The 16,094-nt window shown below is 64.0% G+C and carries 7 protein-coding genes; 5 read left to right on the forward strand and 2 right to left on the reverse strand.

What is annotated here, in order from left to right; all coding sequences use genetic code 11:
- Window positions 1-57: 57 nt before the first annotated feature.
- Window positions 58-1,257, reverse strand: a complete 1,200-nt coding sequence (locus ATY77_RS28360; protein ID WP_088689817.1) for a multidrug effflux MFS transporter — start codon at window positions 1,255-1,257, stop codon at window positions 58-60.
- 208 nt (window positions 1,258-1,465) lie between these two features.
- On the opposite strand from ATY77_RS28360, the gene ATY77_RS28365 reads away from it, so the two are divergent.
- The gene (locus ATY77_RS28365; RefSeq protein WP_088689818.1) at window positions 1,466-2,170 is read left to right on the forward strand and encodes a TetR/AcrR family transcriptional regulator; all 705 of its coding nucleotides are present in this window, start codon (window positions 1,466-1,468) and stop codon (window positions 2,168-2,170) included.
- An 8-nt stretch (window positions 2,171-2,178) separates the two neighbouring features.
- Here the strand turns inward: ATY77_RS28365 and ATY77_RS28370 are convergent, their stop codons facing one another.
- Window positions 2,179-2,577: a response regulator gene (locus ATY77_RS28370; protein ID WP_088689819.1), complete on the reverse strand. Its 399-nt coding sequence runs from the start codon at window positions 2,575-2,577 to the stop codon at window positions 2,179-2,181.
- Between the two features lie 604 nt (window positions 2,578-3,181).
- Here ATY77_RS28370 and ATY77_RS28375 point away from each other — a divergent pair.
- The 4 genes from ATY77_RS28375 to ATY77_RS28390 all read left to right on the forward strand — a co-directional run bounded on the left by ATY77_RS28375 (window position 3,182) and on the right by ATY77_RS28390 (window position 16,093).
- Window positions 3,182-8,647 (forward strand): alpha-2-macroglobulin family protein, encoded by a 5,466-nt coding sequence (locus ATY77_RS28375; protein ID WP_088689820.1) that lies wholly within the window; start codon window positions 3,182-3,184, stop codon window positions 8,645-8,647.
- Window positions 8,647-10,728: a penicillin-binding protein 1C gene (gene pbpC / locus ATY77_RS28380; RefSeq protein WP_088689821.1), complete on the forward strand. Its 2,082-nt coding sequence runs from the start codon at window positions 8,647-8,649 to the stop codon at window positions 10,726-10,728. Before ATY77_RS28375 ends, pbpC begins: the two co-directional genes overlap by 1 nt.
- A gap of 111 nt (window positions 10,729-10,839) precedes the next feature.
- Entirely contained in the window at window positions 10,840-13,449 is a 2,610-nt protein-coding gene (gene treY / locus ATY77_RS28385; RefSeq protein WP_088689822.1) for a malto-oligosyltrehalose synthase, read from the forward strand.
- Window positions 13,450-13,564: 115 nt separating this feature from the next.
- Window positions 13,565-16,093, forward strand: a complete 2,529-nt coding sequence (locus tag ATY77_RS28390; RefSeq protein ID WP_088689823.1) for a heavy metal translocating P-type ATPase — start codon at window positions 13,565-13,567, stop codon at window positions 16,091-16,093.
- Window position 16,094 lies beyond the last annotated feature (1 nt).

The following is a 16,094-nucleotide window of genomic DNA, read 5'->3' on the forward strand; positions in this document are numbered from 1 at the left end:
TGGCATGATCCGGACAGCGGGGGCCGCAACCCGATAATCGGGTGCGGCCGATCACGATCATTCGGCGGCGGCGACGGCGGCGCGGCGGCCGATCGTTGCCTGCGTCAGCACGAAGGCCGCGAGCGCGCAAAGCGCGATGCCGGCGGCCATCGGAACGGCCGTGCCGTCGAAGAACAGGCTCGAGATCACCATGGCGACGGCAGCGATCACGAAGTGCAGCGTGCCCATCAGCGACGAAGCCGTGCCGGCGATCTCGCCGTGATCCTCCAGCGCCAGCACCGCGCTCGTCGGGATGACGAGGCCGAGGAAACCGTAGCCGAGGAACAGGAAACTCGCCATGACCGGCAGCTGGTTGAAGCCTGCGGCCATCACCACCGCCATGGCGACCATGGACAGCGCAAAGGCGCCGACGGCAAGCCGCATGACGCGCACGAGACCGAAACGCTCGCCGAGCCAGCCCGTCGCCTGCGACACCGCGAAGAAAGATACGGCATTGATCGAGAAGGCGAAGCTGTACTGGGTCGGCGTCAGTCCGTAATGCTGGATCAGCACGAAGGGCGAGTTGGCGAGATAGACGAGAAAGCTCGAAATGCCGAGGCCGCCGATGAAGGTCAGCGTCAGGAAATTGCGGTCGCCAAGCAGCCGCCGGTAGGCGGCCATGGCGCTTCCAAGGCCGCTGCCGCTGCGCTCACTGGCGGGCCGCGTTTCGTCGAGCTGTGTGGAAAGCAGGACGAGACCGATCATGGCGGCGATCGTTACCGCCCAGAACACGCCGCGCCAGCCGTAAAACTCGATGACGGCGCTGCCCGTCAGCGGCGCCAGGATCGGCGAGATCGAGAAGACCAGCATCAGGAGCGACATCAGGCGCGCGGCCTGGACGCCGGTGTGCATATCACGGACGATGGCGCGCGGAATGACCATGCCTGCTGCACCGCCTATACCCTGGACGAAACGGAAAGCGATCAGCGTTTCGATGTCGGTCGCCAGCGCACAGCCGACCGACGCGACCGCGAAGAGGCCGATACCGATATAGAGCGGCAGCTTGCGGCCCCACATATCCGACAACGGGCCATAAAGAAGTTGTGCGAGCGCAAAGGAGATGAAGAAGGCGAGAAGTGTCAGCTGGGTGACGCTGTTATCGGCGTGCAGATCCTGGCCGATGGACGGCAGCGCAGGCAGATACATGTCGATGGCGAAGGGCCCGATGGCCGAGAGAAGGCCGAGAATGAGAGCGATGCGAAAGAATGAAGCCGTCATAAGGATGATCTTTCATAAAAGCGCAGCGAAAGCGTCGGATCGTCGCTCCGCCGCCTTGCTCTTAAGGGTTCAATGATGATCGTTCGCGCGAAGACGAAGTTGGGAGCTCATATCTCCAGCGGCGGAACCAAGAGTGTCTATAAATTTGGACACTAATGTAAAATTAGACGCCATTGTCTAAAACGTCAAGACGGCTTATCTTCGTGCCATGAAAGATCGCATGACACCCGCAGCCAGGATGACGGGGCATACGCAGCGCGGACAATGCGCCAAGCGCATGTCGATTCTCGAGGCCGCCGCAGAGGTATTCTGCAACCAGGGTTTTGCCGGCGCCAGCATCGATGAGATCGCCGCCAAAGCCTGCGTCTCGCGCCAGACGATCTACAATCACTACCGCGAAAAAGAGACCCTGTTTGTCGCCGTCGTCGAGGACGTGATGAACCGCGCCAACGCCATGCTCTTCTCCATGCTGTCGACCTTTCCCGACAATGCCGACAATCTGGAGGACGACCTGACGGCTTTCGTCATGCGCCTAAACAGGAACTGCATCTGCAATCACGACGGAAAATTCCTGCGCAAGCTGGTGCAGATGGAGGGCGAACGATATCCGCACCTCTTCGAAAGCTGGCGCCAGCACGGGCCGGGGAAATTGACCACGGCGCTGTCGGCGCTTTTCGCGCGGCTTGCCCATAAGGGGGCGCTCATCATCGATGATTTCGACGTCGCTGCCCGCCAGTTCGTGGCGCTCGGCAATGCCGACCTGCAGATGACCGTCCTGTTCGGTGGGATGCCGAGCGACGGCGAGTTGGAAAAGGCGGCGCGCAACGCCGTCCGTACCTTTCTCAAGGCCTATGGCAGACCGGGGGCGGAGCAGGCCAGCCCTCCGCCGCAGCTTGCGACCGTTTCCGGCTGACCGGCCAATCAGGCAAAGACCGTCATCTGTTTGGGCACCACGGCAAACATGCCGACCCGGCGCGCGGCCAGATATTTGACCAGCTGTTCGACGACCGAAGGCATGACCGGCTTTTGAACCACGCCGACCGCGCCCTTGACCCCAGCGGCAACCATCTCGGGATTGCCGGTCATGAAGACGACCGCGATGCCGTGCTCTTCCGCCAGTCGCCGGCCGATGTCGGGCCCCGTCGGCCCGTCGGCGAGATTGACGTCGACGAAGGCGATATCGGCAAGCGGTGCCAGCCGCAGCGCCTGTTCGCGATCATGCGCGAGGCCCGCGACCTGCATGCCCATGTTCTCCACCGTCGCCCCGAGATCCAGGGCGATCAGGAATTCATCTTCGACGATCAAAACTCTCTGCTTCATGAGGTCATCTCGTTGCTAGCGCCGCACAACATTGGTGGCCATGATACGTCCCCTTGTTACGCACATACTTCGAAAGAGGGATCCGCTCCGGCAGCTGTCCCTGCTCGAAACTCATGCCAGTAACGGGCAACTAAACGTTATGTTCCGCTGTGAAACGCGAATCTCTGTATTTAACCTATTGTTAAGGTTGATAAATTTTTAACCATATCGATGTGAAACAAAAAAGCGGCTGCCTGACCTGTGCGGAAAAGCCGCGGCAGAATAGGCTAATCCGGCCTCTCGCCCCCTCGATTGCCGGCATCCCGTTGCAGACGCGAGCCCAGGCGGGCCGGCTGCACCTACAGCGAGCAACAGGCCATTGGCTGCAATGGCCGTGGCAAGGCTGCCATGGCGGAAAGATCTGGACGTTGCGATGTCTCTGGCGGCCGCCCAAATCCTTGCCCATCCTTGCAAAAGCCGCAAATCACGCCCGCCGATGTGACGGTTGAACGAAAGCGCCTGTGTGAAGGTGAAACACCGCTCAAGTTGAGTTGACAATCTCATGAGGAGTGAGGAGAGTGCCGCCGATCAGAGCCAGCATCGCCTGTATCCTTGGGGGGAATCTATGTCCGTGCGCTCGTTTTTCGCTTTCGCCGCTATCGCCTTTTCCACGATTGCCATCAGCTTTCCCGCGGCCGCGGCGGAAACCAAGCGCGACATTCAGACGATCAAGGATGCCGATTTCTTCGGCTTCGATCTGCGCACCGAGCAGAATGTTTCGCTCGACCAGTGCAAGACCTCGTGCATCGGCGACAAGAGCTGCAAGGCCTTCACCTACAATCCCAAGGTGAAGTGGTGCTTTCTGAAGTCCGATTTCAAGACGATGAACGCCTTTCCCGGTGCCGTCGCCGGCAAGATCGTCGAGACCGCGGCCCAAAAGGAGCCGGATATCGGTGCGGCGCCGCGCCTGACCTTCCTGACGAGCGATCTCATCCAGCAGGCCCACGACTTCAAGGACAATCTTGCCCTTACCGACGCCCAGCAGGGCCAGGGGGTGGACAGCCTGACGGCCAATGCCCGCCTCGACATGACCGTCAACAACCTGACCGACGCGCTGATCGCCTTCCATGGCGCACTGTCGATCACGCCCGATGACGCCGATCTCTGGCTCGAGACCGCCCGCGCCGCAATTTCCTTCGGAAGCACGGAGAGCAGCATCACGGGCCAGGCCGTGCTCGACGCACTGAACGGCTACGAGCTGACGCGCACGACGGCCAAGCGGGCCGAGGCGCTCGCCGTGCTTGCCAATGCCCTGGAACGCAACGGCAATTACCGCCCGGCTCTCGACGCCTACAAGGCAAGCCTGGCGTTGGTCGGCGCCAAGGATGTTCAGGCGGCCTACCTGCAGCTGAAATCGACGCAGGGGTTCCGCATTACCGAACATACGGTCGATGCCGACAGCGCCACGCCGCGCGCTTGCGCCACCTTCTCCGAGGCGCTCATCAAGACCACCGACTACACGCCCTTCGTGACGCTGAACGGCGCCGCGCCGAAGGCCGTGGAAACCAAGGGCAAGCAGATCTGCGTCGAGGGCCTGACGCATGGCGAGACCTATAAGATCGCCTTCCGCACCGGCCTGCCGTCGGCCGTCGACGAAGTTCTCGAAGCCCCCGTCAGCATCGATGTCTACATCAAGGACCGCACTCAGATGGTGCGCTTCACCGGCGACAGCTTCGTGCTGCCCTCGACGGCGCGCCGCGGCATCCCGATCGTCTCGGTCAACCTCGCCTCCGCCAATCTCAAGCTCTACCGCATCGGCGATCGCGGCATCGCGCCGTTGCTGACGAACTCCCAGTTCCTCAGCCAGCTCGACGGCTACAGCGCCCAGAACATTCAGGACCAGAGCGGCGAACTCGTCTGGCAGGGCTCGATCGAAATCGCCAACGAGCTCAACAAGGACGTCGTCACCAGCTTCCCCGTCGACGAGGCGCTGCCCGAGCGCAAGCCCGGCATCTACGTCATGACTGCAACGGCAGGAACCGGCCCGTCCCAGGAGTGGGATTCGCAGGCGACGCAATGGTTCCTCGTCTCCGATATCGGCATCACCACCTATGCCGGCACCGACGGGCTCAACGTCTTCACCCGCTCGCTCGCCTCGGCAAAGCCGATCGCGGGCGTCGAGCTGCAACTGCTCGCCAAGAACAATGAGGTGCTCGGCACCGCGACGACAGACGAAAACGGCCGCGCCATCTTCACCGCCGGCCTGATCCGCGGCACGGCGGCTCTCACGCCCGCCGTCATTGCCGCCAAGAACGGCACATCGGACTATGTCTTCCTCGACATGACGCGCGCCGGCTTCGACCTCTCCGACCGCGGCGTGACGGGCCGCGCCGCCCCCGGCGCGATTGACGTACTGACCTTTACCGAACGCGGCATCTACCGCGCCGGCGAAACGGTGCATGCCCAGGCTCTCGCCCGCGATACCGACGGCAACGCCATCGAAAACCTGCCGCTCACCTTCATCTTCAGCCGCCCCGATGGCGTCGAAGACCGGCGGATCGTCAGCCAGACCAGCAATCTCGGCGGTTATTCCATCGACTTCCCGACCCAGCAAAACGCCATGCGCGGCACCTGGACGATGAATGTCTATACCGACCCCAAGGGTACGGCGATCGCCACCAAGAGCTTTCTCGTCGACGATTTCGTGCCGGATCGCACCGAGATGGAGATCAAGACCGAGGCCAAGGAAATCGGTCCGGATACGCCGGCGACGATCATCATCTCGGGCAAGTATCTCTACGGCGCTCCGGCCGCGGGACTGACGCTCGAGGGCGACGTCGTCGTCAAGCCGACGCGTGAGAGCGCTGCCTATAAGGGCTTCCTCTTCGGGCTTGCCGACGAGGAGGCAAGCGAGGATTCGCGCCTGCCGATCGACGGTCTGCCTGAACTCGACGAGAACGGCGAAGCCTCGACCGACCTTACCATCAGCGACCTGCCGGCGACGACCCAGTTGCTCAACGCCACGGTCTATATGCGCATGCAGGAAGCGGGCGGGCGTGCAATCGAGCGCTCGCTCGTCATCCCGGTGAAGAACCAGGGCGCTTCGATCGGCATCAAGCCGGAGTTTTCCGACGACCTGCCTGAAAACGCGATCGCCAATTTCACGGTGATCGGCGTCGATGCCGACGGTGGGAAGCAGGAGACGAAGGGCCTGCGCTGGAAGTTCTACAGCCTCAACCGCGAATACCAATGGTATCGCGAGGGCACGGCATGGAAATACGAGCCGGTCTATAACGCCGAGCAGATCTCCAACGGCAGCGTCGACGTGACGATGGACGGCGGCAAGATCTCCGTGCCGGTGACCTGGGGCCGCTACCGCCTCGAAGTCGAAAGTCCGGATGCCGACGGCCCCACCTCCAGCGTCGAATTCGAGGCCGGCTGGTTCGTGGCCTCGACTTCCACCGAAACACCCGACGGGCTGGAAATCGCCCTCGACAAGGAGAGCTACAAGGTCGGCGAGACGGCCAAGTTGAAGGTCACCTCGCGTTATGGCGGCGAACTGATGGTGACATCAGGAACCGAAAAGCTAGTCGCCGTGCAGAGCGCCACGATCGGCGAGACCGGCGGCGAGGTCGATATCCCCGTCACGGCCGATTGGGGTGCCGGCGCCTATGTCACCGCGACACTCTTCCGTCCCGGCGATGCGCAGGACAGCCACATGCCGATGCGCTCGATCGGCATCAAATGGCTAAAGGTCGATCCCGAGCAGCGCGCGCTGCAGGTGGCGCTCGACACGCCGGAAAAGATGCTGCCGCGCGGACCCTTGAACATCGGCCTGCAAGTGACGGGCGCCGGCGCCAACGAGGATGCCTATGTGACGGTTGCCGCCGTTGATGTCGGCATTCTCAACCTGACGCGCTACGAACCGCCGAATCCTGAAGACTGGTATTTCGGCCAGCGGCAGCTCGGCCTTGAAATCCGCGACCTCTACGGCCGCCTGATCGACGGCTCGCTTGGGGTGACCGGCAAGCTCAGGACCGGTGGCGACGGCGGCGCCGTGGCGCTGCAGTCAAGTCCGCCGACACAGAAGCTGGTCGCCTTCTTTTCCGGTCCGGTGAAGCTCGACGCCGAAGGCAAGGCCAATGTCTCCTTCGACATTCCGCAATTCAACGGCACGGCGCGCGTCATGGCGGTCGCCTGGTCGAAGAGCGGCGTCGGCCACGGCGTCAAGGATGTCATCATCCGCGATCCCATTGTGGTCACCGCGAGCCTGCCGAAATTTCTCACCCCCGGCGACAAAGCCAATCTGCGTCTCGACATCGCCAACACCGATGCCCCGGCCGGCGACTACACGCTGCAGCTGACGGGCAACGACGCGCTCGGCATCGAACAGGCTTCCGCCTCGCAGACGATCCGCCTCGAGGCCGGCGCCAAATCCGAGCTGACGCTGTCACTCGTCGGCAAGCAGCCGGGCGCCGGCAGCGTCTCGATCAACCTCTCCGACGCTTCCGGCCTGTCGCTCGACCAGACGGTCGATGTGCCGGTGCGCCCGGCCTCCTTGCCGATCACCCAGCGCAGGGTGCTGGCGCTGAAGCCCGGGGCAAAGCTTACCGTCGACAAGAACCTGTTGGCCGACAGCGTGCTGCCCGGCGCCTCGATCAGCGTCAACGTCACACGTTCGGCGGCCTTCGACATTCCCGCGCTGCTGATGACGCTCGACCGCTATCCCTTCGGCTGCGCCGAGCAGACCACCAGCCGCGCGCTGCCGCTGCTCTACCTTGCCGAAGTGGCGAAGCAGGCCGGCATCGAAAACGACGATGACTTGCGCCAGCGCGTGCAGGATGCGATCTACCGCGTGCTTTCCTATCAGGCATCCGCCGGCAGCTTCGGCCTCTGGGGTCCTGACTCGGGCGATGTCTGGCTCGATTCCTACGTCACCGATTTCCTGACGCGGGCCCGCGAACAGAAATACGACGTGCCGGAAAGAGCTTTCGTGCAGGCGCTGGAAAACCTGCAGAACGTGCTGTCCTACACCACCGACATCAAGGGCCAGGGCGATCAGATCGCCTATGCCGTCTACGTCCTGGCCCGCAACAAGAAGGCCGCGATCAGCGATCTGCGCTATTATGCCGATACGATGATCAACGACTTCCCGACGCCACTCGCCAAGGCGCACATCGCCGCCGCCCTGGCACTTTACGGCGATGCGCAGCGTTCAAAGAACATCTTCCTCGATGCGCTGCAGATGTCGGAACAATCGATGGTGTCGCGCGTCAACCTCTCGCGCACCGATTACGGCACGATCCTGCGTGACGGCGCCGCAATCCTGGCGCTGGCGGCCGAAAGCCGGCCGGTACCGCCGGTCATTCCGGAACTTTCCAAGGCCGTGGCCAAGGAATGGGGGCGCAGCAAATATAAGAGCACCCAGGAAGAGACCTGGATGCTGCTTGCCGCGCGCGCCATCCAGGGCGGCGATGACGGGTTGAAAATCGACGTCAATGGCGCCGCGCATACCGGCGCCTACATGGCGCGCATGACCGGCGATGCATTGGCCGGCCATCCGCTGACGCTGACCAACCAGACCAACGACGCGGTTTCGGCTGTCGTCACCACCGTGGCCGCCCCGACCGTGCCGCTGCCGGCCGGCGGCGACGGCTTCACCATCGAGCGCAGCTACTACACGCTCGACGGCGAACAGGCGAATGTCAGCGAAGCCAAGCAGAACGAGCGCTACGTCGTCGTCATTCATGTGCGGGAAACCAACGACTGGCCGTCGCGCATCGTCATCACCGATCTTCTGCCGGCCGGCTTCGAGATCGACAATCCGAACCTCGTCGACAGCGCCCAGATGACGAATTTCGACTGGATCGGCGAGATCTCCGCCGCCCATACCGAATTCCGCTATGATCGCTTCGTCGCCGCCTTCAACCGCGGGTCGGGCGACGATCGCGAGTTCAACGTCGCCTATGTCGTGCGCGCCGTCACTCCCGGCACCTACGATCACCCGGCGGCAACCGTCGAGGACATGTACAGGCCCGAGCTTTCGGCCCGCACGGCGACCGGCAAGATGGAGGTCATGGCGGCACAATAATGGGGCTGTGGCGCAAGTTTGCGATCGGATCCGCCGCCGGCGTCGTTCTCGCCGGCGCGGGTCTGCTTGCGCTCGACGCCGCCGACCGGGCCTTTCCGCCGCCGCTGGAGAAGGCTGATATTGTCTCCGCCGAGGTGCTGGATGCGGATGGTCAATTGCTGCGCGCCTTTGCGACGTCGGAGGGCCGCTGGCGGCTGAAGACTGGAGTTGCCGACGTCGATCCGCAATTCCTGCGCATGCTGATTGCCTATGAAGACCAGCGCTTCTACAGCCACGGCGGCGTCGACCCTTGGGCGCTCGGGCGCGCGAGCCTGCAATTCGTCAGCAATGGCCGCATCGTCTCCGGCGCCTCGACGCTTTCGATGCAGGTGGCCCGGCTGATCGAGCCGCGCCCGGAACGGACGCTCTCGGCAAAACTGCTGCAGCTTGCGCGGGCGGTGCAGATCGAGCGGCGGCTGACCAAGGAACAGATCCTCGACCTGTATCTCACCCACGCACCTTATGGCGGCAATCTCGAAGGCGTGCGCGCCGCGAGCCTTGCCTATTTCGGCAAGGAGCCGCGCCGCCTGACGGTCGCCGAGGCGGCGCTGCTCGTCGCCCTGCCGCAATTGCCGGAACGGCGCCGGCCGGACCGCAATCTCAAGGCGGCGGAGGAAGCACGAAGGCGCGTGCTCGACCGCGTCGCGGTGGCCGAGGCCGTCGGCGATGGCGAGGCGGAGCGGGCCGAGGGGGTAGCCATTCCCTCGCGGCGCATGCAATTGCCGGCGCTCGCCGCCCACCTCGCCGAGGCGGCCGTTCGCAAGCATCCTACGGTCCTCAAACACCAGACGACATTGAAGAAGCAGGTGCAGCAGGGGCTGGAGTCGGTCGCGCGGGCAGCGGCCATGAAGCTCGGGCCGAAGCTGTCGCTTGCCATGGTGATGGCGGATGCACAGACGGGCGAGATTGTCGGCGAGGTCGGCTCGGCCGATTATTTCGATACCAGCCGCTCCGGCTGGATCGACATGACGCGCGTCAACCGTTCGCCGGGCTCGACACTGAAGCCCTTCATCTACGGCCTCGCTTTCGAGCAGGGTCTCGTCTCCCAGGAGACGATCATCGAGGACCGGCCCGCCGATTTCTTCGGCTATCGGCCGCGCAACTTCGACATGAGCTATCAGGGCGACGTCACGGTGCGCGAGGCGCTGCAGCTTTCGCTGAACGTGCCGGCCGTGAAGCTGCTCGACGCCGTCGGGCCATCGCGGCTGCTGGTGCGTTTCCGCCGCGCCGAGGTCCGTCCGGCTTTGCCGCCGAATGAGACGCCGGGGCTTGCGATCGGCCTCGGCGGCGTCGGCGTCACGCTGAAGGATCTGGTGCAGCTTTACACGGCGCTCGCCAATCGCGGCCAGCCGACGCGGCTCGGTGACGGGATCACCGGCGCACCCGGCAAGATCGACGGCGAGCCGATGCTGGAGCCGGTCGCGGCGTGGAACGTCGCCGATATCCTTTCCGGCGTCATTCCTCCCGCCGGCGCCGCCCAGCGCGGCATCGCCTACAAGACCGGCACGAGCTACGGCTACCGCGACGCCTGGTCGGTCGGCTATGACGGGCGCTACGTGCTCGGCGTCTGGGTCGGACGGCCCGATAACGGCGCTGTGCCGGGCCTGACCGGTTATGGCACCGCCGCGCCGATCCTCTTCGAGGGCTTCGCAAAATCCGGCATAGCGACGACGCCGCTGCCGCGGCCGCCCGCCGGCGCCGTGCGCATCGCCCAATCCGAACTGCCGATCAGCCAGCGGCGTTTCGCGCTCTCCGCCAGCGGCCTGCTTGTCGCCTCCGGCCGCGAGGCCGCGCCTCAGATCGTCTATCCGCCAGAAGGCGCGCATATCGATCTCGGCGCGAAAGAGGGCGACCTGTCACCGCTGCAGCTGAAGCTGCAGGGCGGCCGCGCGCCCTTCCGCTGGCTCGCCAATGGCAAGCCGCTGCCCGATCTGTCGCGCCGGCGCACCCAGCAATGGCTGCCGGACGGCGGCGGCTATTCGAAGCTTACCGTCATCGATTCGGCCGGTCGCGCCGCAAGCGTCGGCGTTTTCATCGACTAACGCCTCAAAGTGTTACAGCGCTGCGCGTCTGATCAGACGCGCAGCGCTGAATGGAACCAAAGCCCGGACACAACCGTTGGAGAGGGTCTCCCTCCAACGTCAGACGGCCTCATGACACTTCCGACAGCGACCTACCGGATACAATTCCGCAACGGCATGACCTTCGATCGCGCCTGCGGCCTCGTCCCCTATCTGAAGACGCTCGGCATCAGCCATCTCTACGCCTCACCGATCTTTACCGCCGTCACCGGCTCTACCCACGGCTATGACGTCACCGACGCCAATGAGATCGACCCGTCGCTCGGCGGCCGCGCAGGCTTCGACCGGCTGACGGAAAGCCTGGCTTCGGCAGGCATGGGGCTGATCCTCGACATCGTCCCGAACCATATGGCCGCCTCGCCGGAAAATGCCTGGTGGCGCGACGTTCTGGCATTCGGCCAGCAGAGCGCCTATGCCGGCCATTTCGACATCGACTGGCGCGAGCCGGTGACCCTGCCGCAGCTCGGCCAGGATTTCGACCGCGCGCTCAACGCCGGCGAACTGCGCGTCACGCTCGATGAAACACACGGCAATTTCGCCCTCGCCTATTTCGAAACGCTCTTGCCGCTGAACCCTGGGAGCTATGGCGCGCTGGCAAACCGGCTCGACGATCCGGTTGCAACGAGAATGGCGGAGGCTGCGGCCGCCACGTCAGGCGAGGACTTCCGCCGCGCGATGCGCGACATCCTCTTCGAAGGTGGCGATAAGGCGGTCTTGCGGCAGAAACTCGATGACATCTCGTCCGATCGAGATTTCCTTAGAAGCCTGCATGAGGCGCAGCATTGGCGGCTGAGCTACTGGAAGGAAGCGGCGCTGCATCTGAGCTATCGCCGTTTTTTCGAGGTGACCGGGCTGGTCGGCACCCGCGTCGAAAATCCCGCGGTGTTCGAAGACATGCACCGGCTGGTGCTCGAACTAGTGCGCCAAGGCAAGGTGCAGGGCCTGCGCATCGACCATGTCGATGGGCTGGCAGAGCCGAAAGCCTATCTCGACCGGCTCCGGGAAGCCGTCGGACCCGACATTTATATCGTCGTGGAAAAGATCCTCGGCGCAAGTGAGATTCTGCCGGAGAGCTGGCCGGTCGCAGGCACCACGGGATATGAGTTCATTGCCGCGATCGGCGACCTCTTCATCGATGGCGCCGGACTGCGCATATTGGACGATGCCTATCACAGCATCGCCGGCGAAGCCGGTGATCTCGAAGAGAGCCGGCGGATCGCCAAGCGGCTGATGGTGGAACGCAATTTCGCAGGCGAGACCGACAGACTGGTGTCGATTGCCGCCGGCATCTTTCCCGAGGAGAGAAGAGACGAGATCGCCGGCGCATTGCGGGAACTGCTGATCGCCTTTCCGGTCTACCGCACCTATGGCGACGGCGGCCCGCTCTCCTGGCAGGATTCGGCAGTGCTGGCCGCGACCGCATCGCAGGCCACCGCACAGCTCGATGATCGACGGGCGCTCGACCATGTGCTGATGCTTCTTGAAGGCAAGGTCGAAGGCGATGCGGCCCATGAATTCCGCATCCGCTTCCAGCAATTGAGCGGACCGGTCATGGCGAAGGCGACGGAAGACACGCTCTTTTATCGCTACAACAGGCTGCTTGGCGCCAACGAGGTGGGCGGCGAACCGGGCAGGACGCCTGAAGGTCCCGAGGGCTTTCATCGCAGGATGGCCGAGCGCGCGCGGCTGCAGCCGCTTGGCCTGTCGGCGAGCACCACCCATGACACCAAACGTGGCGAGGATGCGCGCGCAAGGCTCTACACGCTGAGCGAAGGCGCGGATGTTTTCGTGCAGGCGATGGCACGCTGGCGTGAGATGAACCGGTCCTGGCTGAAGGATCTGCCGGACGGCGCGGTTCCGGAACCGAATGTCGAATGGATGCTCTATCAGGCGCTGGCCGGCGTCTGGCCGGAGGATTTCGACCGAGGGCAGACGGAGAAGCTTCGCGAGCGCTTTACCGACTATGCGAGAAAGGCGGTGCGCGAAGCGAAACTGCGCAGCGACTGGTTGGAACAGGATAACGTTTATGAGGAAGCCGTCACCGCCTATGCGGCGGCGCTGGTGTCGCCTGAAAATGACACCTTTCTCGAAGATTTCGAAAGAGTGCTGCAGCCCTTCATCGCCGCCGGTTACCTCAACAGCCTGTCGCAGACGCTCCTCAAGCTGACCGCTCCCGGCATTCCCGATATCTACCAGGGCGCGGAGGCTTTCGATTTCAGCCTTGTCGATCCGGATAACCGCCGGCCGGTCGAGCATGATCGGCTGATTGCATGGCTGGCCGAAGCGGGACCGATCGCCAAGCTGCAGGCGGCAGCACTGAAGCAGCGCGTCGTCAGCATCGGTCTGCAGCTGCGCCGGCGTCATCCCACCCTTTTCGCAAAAGGCGATTACCTGCCGCTGAAGGCGACCGGCAACCGGCGCGACCATGTCCTCGCTTTCGCCCGGGTGCACAACAGCGAGTTCGCAATCACCGTGGCGCCGCGGCTGATGTTCGGCTGGCTCGATCCCGGCGTGCTCTTCGCCGGTCCGGAATTCTGGGAGGATACGGCGATCGCCATCCCCTCCCCGCTTCACGGACTGAAGGCGGATCTGGTGACGGGAAAGACGATCGAACCTGGGGGCAGCATCTCGGTTGCCGCCTTGCTCGGAAGCCAGCCGGTCGGGCTGATCAGCCCGATCTGAGCGTCGGGCCTCCCGCACGATTAAATATGCGACTCTCCAAATTAGTGCTTGACCTTCCAGTTGCTGGAAGGTGGATAAGCCCTATCCAGCTGCCCTTGGGACACAGGAGATAGTCATGGATACCAAGCACGAACACGATCACCATCACAAGCACGCTCACGGGGGCGATCACTGCCATTGCAGCCATGCTCCTCAGGAGAACGCGGCCAACGCGGTGATCCGCGATCCCGTCTGCGGCATGACGGTCGATCCGAAGGCCGGCAAGCCATCGTTCGACCATGCGGGCCGCACCTATCATTTCTGCTCGGAGAGCTGCCGGACGAAGTTTGCGGCCACGCCGCAGGATTACTTGACCGCGAAAGATCCCGTCTGCGGCATGAACGTCGACCGCTCCACGGCGAAAAATTTCCTGAAATTCGAAGGCGAGAAGTTCTACTTCTGCTCGGCCGGCTGCCAAGCGAAGTTCGAGGCCGACCCCTCGGCCTATCGCAACGGTAAGCGCCCGGCGGCAAAGCCGGCGCCGGAGGGCACGCTCTACACTTGCCCGATGCATCCTGAGGTCGTCAGCGACCATCCCGGCGACTGCCCGAAATGCGGCATGGCGCTGGAACCGATGGGCGTTCCCCGCGCCGATGAAGGCCCTAACCCGGAGCTTGTCGATTTCAGCCGGCGGCTGTGGGTGAGCGCGGTCCTCGCCGTGCCGCTGCTCGCGCTCGGCATGGGGCCGATGCTCGGCCTGCCGCTTCGCGAAGCGGTCGGCGAGCCGCTTGAGACCTATATCGAGCTCCTGCTGGCGAGCCCCGTGGTGCTCTGGGCGGCCCTGCCCTTCTTCCGCCGCGCCTGGGCATCCCTCGTCAATCGCAGCCCCAATATGTGGACGCTGATCGGTCTCGGCGTCGGCACCGCTTATGTCTACAGCGTCGTCGCAGCACTTGCCCCCGATATCTTCCCCATGAGCTTCCGTGGCCATGGCGCAGCCGTTCCGGTTTACTTCGAAGCGGCAGCCGTCATTGTCGCGCTCGTCTTCGTCGGCCAGGTGCTGGAATTGAAGGCGCGCGAACGCACCGGCTCGGCAATCCGCGCATTGCTTGATCTTGCGCCGAAGACGGCGCGGCGTATCCATGCCGACGGCAGCGAAAACGACGTGCCGGTGGACGAGATCCAAACCGGCGACCGGCTGCGCGTGCGCCCCGGCGAACGGGTGCCGGTGGACGGCTCCGTTCTGGAGGGCCAGTCGACTGTCGATGAATCGATGATATCTGGCGAACCCCTGCCCGTCGAAAAATCGAAGGGCGATACGCTGACCGGCGGCACGATCAACAAGAACGGCGCCCTTATCATGACGGCCGAGAAGGTCGGCGCAGACACGATGCTGTCGCGCATCGTCGACATGGTCGCCAAGGCGCAGCGCTCGCGTGCGCCGATCCAGGGTGCGGTCGACCGCGTATCCGCCTTCTTCGTGCCGGCGGTGGTCGCCGTCGCCATCCTTGCCTTCCTTGCCTGGGCCGTGATCGGCCCGGAGCCGAGCCTCGCGAATGCGCTGCTTGCCGCCGTCGCGGTTCTGATCATCGCCTGCCCCTGCGCGCTCGGCCTTGCGACGCCGATGTCGATCATGATCGCAACGGGACGCGGCGCTGGGGAAGGCGTGCTGATCAAGGACGCCGAAGCGCTGGAGCGCTTCTCCAAGGTCGACACGCTGATTGTCGACAAGACCGGCACTCTGACCGAGGGCAAGCCGAGATTGACCGATGTGGTCGCCTCTAGCGGCATCGAGGAAAGTCGGCTGCTGTCGCTGGCAGCGAGCCTGGAGCGCGGCTCCGAACATCCGCTCGCCGACGCGATCGTTTCCGGCGCGGGGGAACGCGGTGTCGTCTTCGTCAAGGTGAGCGGCTTCGAAGCCAAGACCGGCAAAGGTGTCCAAGGTCTTGCCGGCGGCGCGACGGTGGTGCTCGGCAATGCGGCGATGCTTGCCGATCTCGGCATCGATCCGGCGCCACTTTCCGAGAAGACCGAAGCCCTGCGCGGTGACGGCAAGACCGTCATGTTCGTGGCGATCGACGGCGCGCTTGCCGGTCTCGTCGCCGTTGCCGACCGGATCAAGCCGACGACTTCAGCTGCCATCAAGGCGCTGCACGAAAGCGGGCTGAAGATCATCATGGCAACGGGCGATAACGAGCGCACCGCACGCGCGGTGGCGGTAAGCCTCGGCATCGACGAGGTGCGAGCCGACGTGCTGCCGGAAGGCAAGAAGGCTCTGATCGACGAGTTGCGCGCCAAAGGCGCCGTCATCGCCATGGCCGGCGACGGCATCAATGATGCGCCCGCACTTGCCGCAGCCGATGTCGGCATCGCCATGGGCACCGGCGCCGATGTTGCGATGGAAAGCGCGGGCATTACATTGGTGAAAGGCGATCTGACCGGCATCGTCAGGGCACGACGGCTGGCGGAGGCGACGATGCGCAACATCCGCCAGAATCTCGGCTTTGCCTTCGGCTATAACGCACTTGGCGTGCCGGTCGCAGCCGGCGTGCTCTACCCGGTCTTCGGCTTGCTGCTTTCGCCGATGATCGCGGCGGCGGCGATGAGCCTCTCATCCGTCTCGGTTATTTCGAATGCCCTGAGACTGCGCTTTGCAAAACTATAGG

It is taken from the genome of Rhizobium sp. R634 (assembly GCF_002211305.1).
Classification (GTDB): domain Bacteria; phylum Pseudomonadota; class Alphaproteobacteria; order Rhizobiales; family Rhizobiaceae; genus Rhizobium.